Below are 11821 nucleotides of genomic sequence, written 5' to 3' on the forward strand. Positions count from 1 at the left end.
CCGGCGACGCGAGGGTTACCGCATCGACCCCGTGCGAACTCTCCTTCCGCGTGGGGTCGGTGCCGTGGCCGGTGGCGCTACTGCCGGATGGTGGGCGCCTGTTGCCCCGCTGCCGGAGGCGCCGGGTCGGTCCGCTCGCAGGTGGGGTGCGAAACAGGACTCGGCGCTCCTCGGGGATGGTGTGGGTCGACGGGAGCGGCCGGTCCTCGCGGATTCCGGACGGAAGCACGGTGACCGCCAGCGTCGGTGTGGCCGGGTCGATCGCCCGGTTCGCCTCCGGGGCGGACTCGAACCGATCAGGTCGCGGCCAGCAGGTCGACGACGAACACGAGGGTCGCGTTCGGCCGGATGTCCCCCGGGGGCGTGGCGCCGTACGCCTTGCCGGGTGGGATCACCAACTGCACGCGGCTACCCACCCGTTGGCCGACCAGACCCTCGTCCCAGCCCTGGATCAACTGCCCGACGCCGATGGCGAAGCTGGACGTGCTGCCGCTGGTCCACGTGGAATCGAAGACCACGCCGTCCGCATAGTAGAAGCCGGTGTAGCGCACTTCGACGCGTTGCCCGGCCTTGACCTCGGCGCCCGATCCGAGCGCGAGGACGCGAACGTCCATCTTGTCGGCAGGGCCGAGGGTGAGCCGGCGCATGTCGGGCGCGCCGCGTGACGTGTCGTCCCCTGTGCTGGTGGCGGAAGGTGAGGTTGGTGCCGTTCCGCCGGACGGAGGAGCGCCGATGCCGGGGGTCGTGACGACGGGCTTCGGCGAAACGGCGCCCGTGCCGGTCGCGTTGCGGTGGTCGCGGCCGTCCTCGCGCGTGGCGAGCAGGGCCGCGACGACCGCGGCCGTGACCACGATCGCCGCAACCGCCGCCGTGAGGACCCGACGTGGGCGCCGCCGTGTACCCGACGTCGTCGGCGGTGGCGCGAACGGTGTCGGGGGCGCCGTTACCGGCGGCGGGGGGATCGGTGGCAGGGGCTGGTCGTCTGCCGGCGGGCCGACCGGGGCCGACGCGTGTGGCGGGTGTGGCGGGCGTGCCGTATGGGCCACGCCCTCGGCATCCGGCATGGCGGCGGCGGGGGAGGCCGCAGCTCCCGCATCGACCCCGTCCCCGGTCTCGGCACGACCCGCGATCGCCTCCGCCACACCGTCCGGCAGCCACCGGCGCCTCCCCGACCCCGGGACGGTCGTGACCGCCAGTTCGGTGAGCACCTCGGCCGCCGTCGGACGGTCCTCCGGCGACTTGGCCAGGCACGCGGACAACAACGGGAGCAACGCCGGGGGTACGCCGTCGAGCGCGGGCGGGTTGTGCACGACGCGATACAGCAGCGCGGGTGTGGGCCCGGTGCCGAACGGGCCCTCTCCGCGTGCCGCGAAGACCAACACCGCGCCGAGCGAGAAAACGTCCGACGCCGGTCCGATCGCGAGCCCGCCACACTGCTCGGGCGACATGAAGCCGGGGGAGCCGACCGTGCTGCCGGTATGGGTGAGCGCGCTCGCCTCGGACGCCAACGAGATGCCGAAGTCGATCACCACGGGCCCGGCCGGGGCCAGCATGACGTTCGACGGCTTCAGGTCGCGGTGGATCACCCCGACCCCGTGGATCGCGGCGAGGGCCTCGGCCAGCCCGGCGCCCACCATCCGCGACTCGGCGCTCGGCCACGGGCCGTGGGCCGCCACCGCTTCGGACAACGACATGCCGTCGACGTACACCGTGGCAAGCCACGGACTCGGCGCGTCCGGTGCTGCGTCCACCACGGCGGCCGTGAACGCCCCGCCTACCGCGCGGGCTGCGGCCACCTCGCGTGCGAATCGCCGCCGGAAGTCCGCGTCGTCCGCGAGTTCGGGCCGGACGACCTTGATCGCCACCGCCCGACCGGACGGCGACCGGCCGAGGTAGACCCGCCCCATGCCGCCTCGGCCGAGCCGCCGCTCGATCCGGAACGGCCCGATCCGCGACGGGTCGTCAGCCGTCAGCTCGCTCATGCCGCTCCCCACCAGCGCCCGCCCCGCGGCACACGGGAAGGCCCGCCGCAGACCGTCGACCAACATCCATCGAACCGAACCCTAGCGTGGGCTTGACGCAAGCCCCGGCCGCCGCCCACGCGCCGCCTTCGGCGATCGCCGACGCCCGGAGCCGAGTCCGACCTCGCTCCGGGTGCGGACCCTGGCGGGAGGCGACGGTGTTCACCGACGCCGGCCGCGCGGCCCCGGAAGCGGCGGAGCAGGGCACCCGCCCGACCGAAGGAGCGGGCGTCGCTTCGGGCGAAGCCCGGGACACGATGCGCGCACGCGTCGCCGCTCCCGCCGGGCCGTGCCGCATGCGGCCGCGCCCGGTCTCCCGCGCATGCGGCTCGGCCGGCCCGGCCCGGAGGGACGTGCCGGCCCTTCCACCCGACCCATGGGTCCGGGTATCGAGTCGTTCCAAGCGGGTACCCGGGCCTGGCGATGTAGCCCATCCGGAAGGAGCCCCCCATGTCGGACCCGTCGCGGCGACAACCTTCTCGACCGGCGCCACCCACGGCGTTCCAGCAGGCGCGGCGGCGCAAGCATCCCGGGAAGCCGTCTTCCGGGGACGACTCCGACGCCGCGCGCCTGCTTCGCATCTACCTGGGCGACCACTTCGCCGGCTCCACCGGTGGCGAAAGCCTCGCCCGCCGCATCGCACGCAACCACAGGGGCCGGGTGCACGGGCCCGCGCTGTCCGCCATCGCGGACGAGGTGGCCCAGGATCGCCAGTCGCTGAAGCGGATCATGAGCGATCTGGGGATCGCGCCACCACCCGCGAAGGCCGTCCTCGCCTGGGCCACGGAACGAGCGGCGAGGCTGAAACCCAACGGCCGATTGCTCGGGCGTTCGCCCCTGAGCAGCGTCATCGAACTCGAGACCATGCGCATGGGCGTCGAAGGCAAGGCGTCGTGCTGGCGGAGCCTGCGCGCCGTGGCCGACCACGACCGGCGCTTGTCCGCACAGGAACTGGACGAACTCCTGAACCGCGCCGAAGCGCAGTCCCGTCGTCTGGAGGACACGCGGACCAGGATCGCCGCGGCAACCTTCGGCCGACCCTGACCGCACCGACCCCGCCACCCGGTGTGATGCGGCCACCGTCCGGGCTCGCCGCACGGTGGATCCTGGGGACGCCGAGCCCCACCCGGGATAGGGGCGTTACAGAGCGGCCTCGATCGCTTTCGCGGGTGGGCGCCGCGTCGGCCGAGACCTTCACCGAGGGTCTCGGCGGCGCCCCGGGCCGATGAGGATGCGAACGAGGCATGGAGTGGGGGCTGCGGGGCAGAGGAGCGTCCAACCATCGCATCCCACGAGTTCCGACCGCATGGTGCTCCGCCACCCACTGCGGGATTCGTCGAGAACCGAGGAGAGTCTCCATGAGCACCGGGCCCAGCGTGTGGGGTCACCGTCCCGAGTCCGGATACACCGCCGGCACGAGCCTGACCGGCTACAAGGTGGACGCCTTCGACGGCCACATCGGCAAGGTCGACAAGTACAACGACGACGTCGACATATCACACCTGGTGGTGGACACCGGTGCGTGGATCTTCGGCAAGCACGTCCTGCTCCCCGCGGGCACGATCGCGAGCATCGACCCGGAGAACAAGGTCGTCCACGTCGCGTGCAGCAAGGAACAGCTCAAGAACTCACCCGAGTTCGACAAGAACAAGCACGTCGATCGACACTGCGGACGTCCACCCCAACCACCAGGAGCGGCTGGAGCCAGGACATGACCACCCCGCCGCCCGACCCGTCCGCCGCCACCCGGAATTGGGCCGTGTCGAACGCCCCCGGCACCCTGGCCGAGGTCCGTGCCACGGTTCGAGACGTCCTCGGCGCCTGGGGATGGACCGAGGACCGCGTCGACGATGTCGTGCAGATCGTCTCGGAACTCGTGGGCAACGTCATCCGCCATGCCTACGGCCAGGCCGAGTTGACGCTGACCCGCACCTGTGACGGAGTCGAGATCGGGGTGGGGGATCGGGCCCGCGACCTCCTCGTACTCCAGCGTCCCGCGAACGGCGACGGTGGCTACGGACTGCGCCTGCTCGACTTGCTCACCACCCGGTGGACCGTGGAACAGCACGCCACGGGCAAGCACGTGCGCGCCCACATCATGCGCTGAATCCGCCACCGCGTCGGCACGGTGCGTGCACGAACCGACACGCTCCCTTCCCGAGTGCTGCATTCGTGACCGGTGGGCAGAAGCGGTGCATGGGCACAGCGAAACGAGTTCCACAGACGCGGGACATGAAGGGCGAGGAACTCTCCGCCGACGAGGCGTGGTTGACATTGCGCCGGTACGGCGGCTGGACACTGGTCAAGAACGCGTTCGTTCGCTTTCGCTATGCGGACGGGTTCACCCACTCCCGCGCGCTCGCGCTCCAGGCGGTGCTGTCGGTACTGCCGTTCGCGATCGCCGTCGTCGGACTCTCCCGGGTCCTGCACACCGACAAATTCGGCCGGTTCGTCTCCGCGGTGCTCGCCCGGCTGTCGACGGGCCCCAGTTCGGCCGTCGTGCAGGACACGCTGCGCGACGCGGGCGGGGGCAGCGCGGTCGCGCTGTCCCTGGGACTGGTGTTCTCGCTGGTCAACATCGCGACCGCGATGAGCCAGATCGAGCGCGGCGCGAACCGCATCTACGGCGTCGAGCGTGATCGCCCGTTCCTCCACAAGTACGGCCGCGCCGCAGCGATGACCGTGGTGGTCGGCATCCCGATCGGCCTCGGCGTGCTGTTGACCGTGGCCGGCCGCGACATCGTCGGGGCCGCCGCCGACGTGTACGGCTGGAGCGACACGCAGCGCACGGTGTGGGGCATCCTGTGCTGGCCGGTGGGCGTCACACTCGCGCTGATCTCCGCGTCCGCGGTCTTCCGGTGGTCGCCGCGCCGCCGCCAACCCGGGTTTACCTGGCTGGCGTTCGGGGCGGCCGTGTACCTGGTGTTGTGGGTGCTGCTGTCGTGGCTGCTCGGCCTCTACATTCGGCTCAGCGGCTCCTTCGACTCCGTGTACGGCCCCCTCAGCGCGTTCGTGTCCTTGATCCTGTGGGCCTACCTGACCTCGATCGCGCTCTTTCTGGGCCTGGCGTTCGCCGCCCAACTGGAGGCGGTCCGCGCCCACTTGCCCGAGCCGGTGCAACCGGATCCGGGCACCTGAGGATCCGGCGGACGACGACTTCCCGTGGCGGGCGCCGGTTCGAAGTGTTCGTCCGGGTCGCCCTGCCCCGCGCGGCCCGGTCATCGACCGCCTCGTGCGGCGCCACCGGCGCGGGCGACCTTCGTGCCGGAAACCGTGAGGGGTGTGCCGGGGTCCCGCCGCCGAATACCGAAACACCGGCGCCGACATACGTCGACCTCCTGGTCGACGGCCCGCTCCCGGACGTGCCGAGCATCATCATCTCCGACCGGCCGGCCCGCGTACGAGCGGGACGGGCGGGCACACGCAGTGTGTGAATACCGGAGACGTCGACAGTGGCCCAGAGCCGCGGTTGCTCAAGGGGCTGACCGTGGATTCCAGCAGGCCGGAGCAGCCCGTGCTGCTGGATGCGAGGGGACAGCCCCTTCAGACCTGGCGGGAGAATTTTCCGTACGAGCGCAAGATCCGCCGGGTGGAGTACGAGCGTGCCAAGCGGGTGCTTCAGATCGAACTGCTGAAACTCCAGCGGTGGGTCAAGGAGACCGGACAGCGCTTGGTGGTGATCTGCGAGGGCAGGGACGCCGCAGGCAAGGGCGGCACGATCCAGCGATTCACCGAGCGCCTGAACCCGCGTGGTGCTCAAGTCGTGGCCCTCGGCACACCCACCGAGCGCGAAGCGTCACAGTGGTACTTCCAGCGGTACGTCGAGCATCTTCCCGCGGGCGGGGAGATCGTCTTCTTCGACCGGTCCTGGTACAACCGGGCCGGCGTCGAACCGGTGATGGGATTCTGCACCGAAGAGCAGCACCGGCTCTTTCTCGCCCAGTGTCCGGATTTCGAGCGGATGCTCGTGGAGGACGGGATCCTGCTGGTGAAATTCTGGTTCTCCGTCTCGCGGGCGGAGCAACGTACACGCTTTGCGATCCGCCAGGTCGACCCCGTGCGCCAGTGGAAGCTCTCCCCGGTCGATCTCCGGTCGCTGGACCGCTGGGACGACTACACGAAGGCCAAGGTCGACATGTTCCGGGCGACCGACACCGAGCACGCGCCGTGGACGGTGGTCAAGACCAACGACAAACGGCGCGGCCGGCTCGAAGCCATGCGCAGCCTGCTGACGCGCCTGGACTACCCCGCCAAGGATGAGGCGGTGATCGGCGTACCCGACCCGCTCATCGTCGGCGCCGCCGGAACACTCCTGGAACCCGGCGAGGAGAGCAGCGACCTTTCCCCCACTCCCCTCGCGCACCCCGACGGCACACCCGGCGAGCATCCACAGCAGTAGGCCCGTCCGCCTTTCGACCTCGCCGCACGGTGAGGTCGAAAGGCGGTGCTTGATGCCCGTGGCGGCCGGGTCGCCGCCGCTCAGCCGATGCCGCGTGGCCGGAACTGGATGCTGATCCGCGGCCCCGTCGCCCTGGTCGTCTTGGGGATCGCGTGCTCCCAGGTGCGCTGGCAGGTGCCGCCCATGACGATCAGGTCACCGTGGCCGAGTGGGCGCCGTACCGTTTCACCGCCACCGCGCGGGCGGAGCAGGAGATCTCGCGGAGTGCCGACGGACGCGATCGCGACCATGGTGTTCTCGCGGGCTCCGCGGCCGTTGCGGTCGCCGTGCCAGGCGACGCTGTCGTGGCCGTCGCGGTACAGGCACAGCCCCGCGCTGACGAAGGGCTCGCCGAGTTCCGCCGCGTAGTGCTCGGAGAGCCGGTCGCGCGCCTCGGCGAGGGCGGGGTGGGGCAGCTCGTCGGCAGCGCCGTAGTAGGCGAGCAGGCGAGGAACGTCGACCACCCGTTCGTACATGCGCCGACGCTCGGCCCGCCACGGGACGCTCTCGGCCAGCGCGGCGAACAACGCGTCCGCGCCGGCAACCCAGCCCGGCAGCTCGTCGATCCAGGCGCCGTCGCCCAGCATGGTGCGTCGCAGGCCGCGCGGCGGCCCGACACGGATGACGTCGCTCTGGTCGAAGAGCGAACCCTGGAGACAATCCGACATTCCGCCACGATACTCCATCCAGCCGAACATGCGTTCGAGACGCGATCGGGGTGTCGAACGCGGGCGTCGAGATGCCCGTCCAGATTTGTCCCGGTCGGGCGCTGTTCGTCGCCGCCGGTGTCTGGTGCGTGCCGTGGGCCGTCGGCGGTGGACGCTGGTCGCCGTAGTCGACCGCCCGACGGCCACCGCCGCCACCGACCGCCACGGCACGGCACGGCGAGGAGCGGCGGTGGGCGGCGGCAGTCGGCCGGCTTCAGGGCTGTTCGCCGCCGGTGAGGCCTTTGCCGATCATGTCTCGGCAGACCTCGACCGAGAAGGCCATCAGTGCGCCCGCCTGGGCGTCGCGGAAGTGTCGCTGGATCGGGGAGGACCGCAGAAAGCCCGAGCCGCCGCCGACCCGGAGCCCGAACTCCGCGATCGATTTCGCCACTTCGTTGGCGTAGAGCTTCGCTTCCACGGCGGCGACGAGGGCGCCGGGCGCGTTCCGGTCGGCGAGCCACATGGATCGTTCCGCGAGGGTGCGTGCCGCCAAGAGCCTCACATGGGCGTCGGCGGCGTCGAAATGGACCCATTGCATGTCGCCGACCGGTTTGCCGGTACTCGGAACGACACGTTTGCGGGCATGGTCGGTCGCCGCGTCGAGCGCGGCCTCGGCGATGCCGATCGACAGCCACGGTAGGCCGAGCGCGATGATGTTCGGCGCCGTCGGGTCGACGATCCGGCATCGGTTCTCGTGACGCAGCAGGGTGTTGCGGAAGTTCACCAACTGGCTGCGGGTGCCGCGCAGGCCCATCGAGTCCCAGATCGACACCATCTCGATGCTGTCGTCCCGGCTCACCCCGAAGAACGCCGGTCCCTCGTCGAGCAGCGCATTGACCAGGAAGTGGTCCGCGATCTCGCACCCGGACACGAACCGCTTCGCGCCGTCCAGTTCGAATCCGCCGTCCACCGGTTCGGCCCGCTGGAGCGGCATCAGGAAGAGGTTCCCGCCGGTCGGCTCCGACAGCGCGTTCGCGAACCGTTTGCCCGCCGCCAACTCCTCCGCGTAGAACTGCGGTCCGTAGCCGACCAGCGCCTGCGCCGCGCCCAGATGCATCATCCAGACGCACGCCGTCGACGGGCACGCCTTGCCGACGATGCCGAGGATCTCTCCGAGCGCCTGGTAGGACAGCCCGGAACCGCCTCGCTCCCGGGGCATCGCGGCCAGGTCCAAGCCGGCCTCGTGTAACGCCGTCAGATTGGCGACCGGGAGGGTGGCCTCATGATCGTGCCGGTCCGCCGCTGCCGCGAACTGCCGGGCCAGATCCCGCGCCGCGTCGACGAACCGCTGTTCTTCCCTGGAAACCGCAAACGGTGAAGTCACCGGCCCAGCCTAGAAGTCTCGTGGGGACGTCGGAGTGGGTTCCCGCGACGCGAACGGCGGGCCGGACTCGTCGTTTCGAAGGGCGAGCCTCCCATGCCGAAGCCGAAGCCGAAGCCGAAGCCGAAGCCGAAGCCGCAGCTACAAGCGAAGCCGGTGCTTGGCACGTCCATCGTGTAACCGGTTATACTGGTTACATGGATTCGTTCGGCAGCAAGGGTCTGACCCTGCGTTCCCATACCGGCGTCGCCTACCGGTTCGACCCTGGCGCGCTGTGTCTGGAGCTGTTGGTCACCGGCGGTCCCGGCCCCTACCGCCGGTACGAGGTGTTGCACGAGCCCGTCGACGTGGCCGCCTGGGCGGAGCGGTCGCGGCTGACGCCGACGCCCGTGTTGGAGGTCACCGAAGCCCAGGTGGCCGACCTGCGAAGGCTGCGCGACGCACTGCTGCGGGTGATCCTCGCCCACACACGCGGCGAGCCGTACCCGCCCGGCGACCTGGAGGTCGTCAACGAGGCGGCAGCCCGTCCGGCGCTGGCCCCCGCCATCGCACCGACCGGGAAGCGGCAGTGGGCCGAAACCCATGGCGGCACGCACCTGGCGGCCACCGTCGCCCGGGACGCGGTCGAGTTGCTGACCGGACCCTTCGCGCACCGTATCCGTACCTGCGCCGCCGAGGATTGCCACCTCGTCTACGTCGATACCTCACGCCCCGGCAGCCGCCGCTGGTGCTCCATGGAGCACTGCGGCAACCGTCACAAGGTGAGGGCGCTGCGCGCCCGTCACTCCGAGGAAGGATGACAACGATGCCCACAGGACTGACCAAGGACGCCGGCTGGCAGATCGGCGTGTCCCGCACGTTGCCCCACCCCGTGCCGGTCGTCTGGGACTTCATCAGCAGCCCGGAGGGGATCGCCATCTGGCTCGGCTCCGGGGCGGCCCTCGCCCCGGAGCGCGGCACCCCCTACCGGACGGACGCGGGCGCGGCCGGGGAGGTGCGCGGCTACCGCCCGCAGGACCGTATCCGGGTCACCCACGGCACCACCACGATCCAGGTCGCCGTCGCCCCCACCGCCGACGGGGCCCGGACGATGCTCCGCTTCCACCAAGAGCGCCTGGCGAGCGCCCAGGAGCGCGAACGGCAGCGGACACGGTGGGAGCACGTCATGGACCGGGTCGCCGGCGTCCTCGACGGGCACTGACGGCGGCGCGCAATCCGCACGCCGGCGATGCCGCGTGATCGTCACGGTGAGCGCGACGAAACGGCTCGGGCGATGCGGCAGCAGAGCCGACCGCGCTCGCCGACCGTCTTACCGCGCGCGGCCCGGTGTCGGCGATGCTCGCCGGCGTGTTTCCGGGTCGCCGTCCCCGCGCAGATGCAACGCTCTTGTCAGGGGCGGGCGTTCGCGGACGGGATCGCCGGTGTTCTGCCGTCGAGGACCGGTCGGCTCGGCACGGATGCGCGCGGGACCTCGAAGCGCGCGAGCCGGATGTACGGGGCGAGGCATTCCGGCGGGGTGTTGCGATCGGGGAAGCGCACGTCGAGCCTGAGCCGGCTCCCGTTCGCGTACAGCCGGGCGCCCTCGGGGTCGAGGCAACCCGCTTCGACGGTCACGGAGATCACGACGTTGTGGGCGAAGTCGGTCGCGGGAACGGGTTCCGAAGGCCGCTTGGTCGGGGCCCCGGCGAACAGCCCCGCCAGGACGTCCGCATCCTGTGTCGCCGATTCGGCGATGGCGAACACCTTGGGGAGGCCGCGGGCGTCGGCGAAGGAGATGGTCCGCGTGTCGAGGCGACCGTCGGTGGGTTTGGCGGGCGGTCGGCTGCCGGGTGATGTGGTGCCCGGCGGCGTAGCGCTCGGGGTGACCGGAGTTTCGGTGGAGCCGGCGGAGGGTGAGGCGACGGGAGTGCCGACCGATGCGGTGACCGGAGTATCGGACGCCGTTCGGATCGGCTCTCCGGCCGTGGGTTTGTCCTCGTCGTCTCCTGCGAGTAGGAGCCACAGTCCGATCCCGAGGCAGGCGGCGGCGATCAGTGTGGCGGCGACGACGATGATCGTCCGGGTGGCGGGTGGTCGTGCGTTCGACTCGGCCATGGTGATGTGACGTCGTCGCCCGGCGACTGGTTCCCCGCATCGCAGAACGTGGCGGTGCGGTGGGGACGGCCTGGCGTCGTCTGTGCCGGGAAGGTCGGTTCAGGGCGTGCGCGTGGGACGAGCAGCGGGACCGACACGGGGCACGGGGGTACGTACAGGGGTAGGTGCTTTATCGGCCAACTACCAGGAGCCGTCCGGGCTTTGCCGCGCCCAGGTCGACCACGACGCGGGTTCCGGACGTACCCCTCGGCAGCCTCGTGTGGTCGATCGGCGGGCCGCACGCGGACTTCGACGTAGACGGACGTGGGCAGGACAGCCGCCGGTCGCTTCGGGCCTCGCGGCTGTCCTGACGCGCGCACGCTCTCGGTCGATGCGCGCCGAGCGGGCCGGTCGGAATGCGTCCGGGAGAGGAAACCGTAGAAGGCTCGGCGCGCGACCGATGGGCCTAACCGGGTCGAACGGCCGCGTAGAACTCCATCGAGAAGACCGGCGCTATGGTCACGTTCTTGCCCGGGCGCGGGGCGTGCACTATCTGGCCGCCGCCGATGTAGATGCCCACGTGCGAGTTGTCCGAGTAGTAGAACACCAGGTCGCCCGGCTGCAGCGCGTCCTTGGAGATCCGCGGGCCGTCGTTGACCTGGGTCCAAGTGGTGCGACTCAGCGAGACGTTGGCGGCCTTCCACGAAGCCTGGGTCAGTCCCGAGCAGTCGTAGGAGCTGGGACCCACGGCCCGAGGCGAGTACGGCTTGCCGATCTGCGCCTTCGCGAACGCGACCGCGGCCGCGGCCCGGCCGGAGACGGGGACGTTGTTCGCTGGCGGCGGTGTGTCCGGCTTGTCCCGCGAGCTGCGGTCGATGTCGCCACGGGGAGCGGCGGCGTCGGTCTTGTGCTCGTTCGAGTCGAGGACTTCCTTCTTCTGCTTCTCGCTGAGCGTGTTCAGCAGTCGTTGGGCCTCGGCGAGCTTGGTCTGGATCTCGGTCTTGTTCTTGTTCAGTTCGGAGCGCAGCTTCTCCAGTTCCGCGAGCTGCGAGGAGGCCTCGGTGCGGTCCTGTTGGAGAGCTCGGGCCTGCGCCGCGATCTGCTTCAGCTTGGCGGCCTGTCGGCCGTCGAGCTGGGACATCATCTGCGACTTCTGCAGGAAGCCTTCGGGGTCGCCGCTGAGCGCGAGCGAGAGCGACGGCGGCAGGCCGCCGCTGCGGTACTGGTTGGCCGCCAGGACACCGATCTGGTCGCGCAGGGC

General features: G+C 70.9%; 12 protein-coding genes. 7 read left to right on the forward strand and 5 right to left on the reverse strand.

Features of this window, described 5'->3' with window-relative positions:
• Positions 1-296 precede the first annotated feature (296 nt).
• Positions 297-1982 (reverse strand): protein kinase domain-containing protein, encoded by a 1686-nt coding sequence (locus tag ACZ4FV_RS29470; protein ID WP_465323669.1) that lies wholly within the window; start codon positions 1980-1982, stop codon positions 297-299.
• Between the two features lie 489 nt (positions 1983-2471).
• On the opposite strand from ACZ4FV_RS29470, the gene ACZ4FV_RS29475 reads away from it, so the two are divergent.
• The 5 genes from ACZ4FV_RS29475 to ppk2 all read left to right on the forward strand — a co-directional run bounded on the left by ACZ4FV_RS29475 (position 2472) and on the right by ppk2 (position 6420).
• On the forward strand, positions 2472-3065 hold the full coding sequence (locus ACZ4FV_RS29475) for a hypothetical protein (RefSeq protein WP_395860129.1): 594 nt from the start codon (positions 2472-2474) through the stop codon (positions 3063-3065).
• 314 nt (positions 3066-3379) lie between these two features.
• The gene (locus ACZ4FV_RS29480) at positions 3380-3736 is read left to right on the forward strand and encodes a PRC-barrel domain containing protein (RefSeq protein WP_395860127.1); all 357 of its coding nucleotides are present in this window, start codon (positions 3380-3382) and stop codon (positions 3734-3736) included.
• A complete protein-coding gene (locus ACZ4FV_RS29485) occupies positions 3733-4128 on the forward strand; it encodes an ATP-binding protein (protein WP_465323671.1) in 396 nt (131 codons plus the stop codon). The genes ACZ4FV_RS29480 and ACZ4FV_RS29485 overlap by 4 nt, the downstream gene beginning before the upstream one ends.
• Before the next feature lie 89 nt (positions 4129-4217).
• The gene (locus ACZ4FV_RS29490) at positions 4218-5159 is read left to right on the forward strand and encodes a YihY/virulence factor BrkB family protein (protein WP_395860123.1); all 942 of its coding nucleotides are present in this window, start codon (positions 4218-4220) and stop codon (positions 5157-5159) included.
• 292 nt (positions 5160-5451) lie between these two features.
• Positions 5452-6420, forward strand: coding sequence for a polyphosphate kinase 2 (ppk2, locus tag ACZ4FV_RS29495; protein ID WP_395860121.1), 969 nt, complete (start codon positions 5452-5454; stop codon positions 6418-6420).
• 80 nt (positions 6421-6500) lie between these two features.
• Here the strand turns inward: ppk2 and ACZ4FV_RS29500 are convergent, their stop codons facing one another.
• On the reverse strand, positions 6501-7127 hold the full coding sequence (locus ACZ4FV_RS29500; RefSeq protein WP_395860120.1) for an alpha-ketoglutarate-dependent dioxygenase AlkB: 627 nt from the start codon (positions 7125-7127) through the stop codon (positions 6501-6503).
• A 253-nt stretch (positions 7128-7380) separates the two neighbouring features.
• The gene (locus ACZ4FV_RS29505; RefSeq protein WP_402233332.1) at positions 7381-8490 is read right to left on the reverse strand and encodes an acyl-CoA dehydrogenase family protein; all 1110 of its coding nucleotides are present in this window, start codon (positions 8488-8490) and stop codon (positions 7381-7383) included.
• A gap of 194 nt (positions 8491-8684) precedes the next feature.
• Between ACZ4FV_RS29505 and ACZ4FV_RS29510 the strand changes: the two genes are divergently transcribed.
• Together ACZ4FV_RS29510 and ACZ4FV_RS29515 are read left to right on the forward strand one after the other, a co-directional pair.
• Positions 8685-9287 (forward strand): CGNR zinc finger domain-containing protein, encoded by a 603-nt coding sequence (locus ACZ4FV_RS29510; RefSeq protein ID WP_395860117.1) that lies wholly within the window; start codon positions 8685-8687, stop codon positions 9285-9287.
• A 5-nt stretch (positions 9288-9292) separates the two neighbouring features.
• Entirely contained in the window at positions 9293-9688 is a 396-nt protein-coding gene (locus tag ACZ4FV_RS29515; protein WP_395860115.1) for an SRPBCC family protein, read from the forward strand.
• 188 nt (positions 9689-9876) lie between these two features.
• Here ACZ4FV_RS29515 and ACZ4FV_RS29520 read toward each other — a convergent pair whose 3' ends face one another.
• Both ACZ4FV_RS29520 and ACZ4FV_RS29525 read right to left on the reverse strand, forming a co-directional pair.
• The gene (locus ACZ4FV_RS29520; protein ID WP_465323672.1) at positions 9877-10581 is read right to left on the reverse strand and encodes a hypothetical protein; all 705 of its coding nucleotides are present in this window, start codon (positions 10579-10581) and stop codon (positions 9877-9879) included.
• A 445-nt stretch (positions 10582-11026) separates the two neighbouring features.
• A partial coding sequence (locus tag ACZ4FV_RS29525; protein ID WP_465323673.1) for a C40 family peptidase occupies positions 11027-11821 on the reverse strand: 795 nt, incomplete at its 5' end.

Source organism: Embleya sp. NPDC025285, from assembly GCF_055558835.1.

Bases quoted from the DNA above. Each gene is read 5' to 3' on its own strand.
- ACZ4FV_RS29480 (WP_395860127.1), top strand. From the start codon at position 3,380: ATGAGCACCGGGCCCAGCGTGTGGGGTCACCGTCCCGAGTCCGGATAC.
- ACZ4FV_RS29490 (WP_395860123.1), top strand. From the start codon at position 4,218: ATGGGCACAGCGAAACGAGTTCCACAGACGCGGGACATGAAGGGCGAG.
- ACZ4FV_RS29470 (WP_465323669.1), bottom strand. From the start codon at position 1,982: ATGAGCGAGCTGACGGCTGACGACCCGTCGCGGATCGGGCCGTTCCGG.
- ACZ4FV_RS29500 (WP_395860120.1), bottom strand. From the start codon at position 7,127: ATGTCGGATTGTCTCCAGGGTTCGCTCTTCGACCAGAGCGACGTCATC.
- ACZ4FV_RS29515 (WP_395860115.1), top strand. From the start codon at position 9,293: ATGCCCACAGGACTGACCAAGGACGCCGGCTGGCAGATCGGCGTGTCC.
- ACZ4FV_RS29520 (WP_465323672.1), bottom strand. From the start codon at position 10,581: ATGGCCGAGTCGAACGCACGACCACCCGCCACCCGGACGATCATCGTC.
- ACZ4FV_RS29485 (WP_465323671.1), top strand. From the start codon at position 3,733: ATGACCACCCCGCCGCCCGACCCGTCCGCCGCCACCCGGAATTGGGCC.
- ACZ4FV_RS29475 (WP_395860129.1), top strand. From the start codon at position 2,472: ATGTCGGACCCGTCGCGGCGACAACCTTCTCGACCGGCGCCACCCACG.
- ACZ4FV_RS29510 (WP_395860117.1), top strand. From the start codon at position 8,685: ATGGATTCGTTCGGCAGCAAGGGTCTGACCCTGCGTTCCCATACCGGC.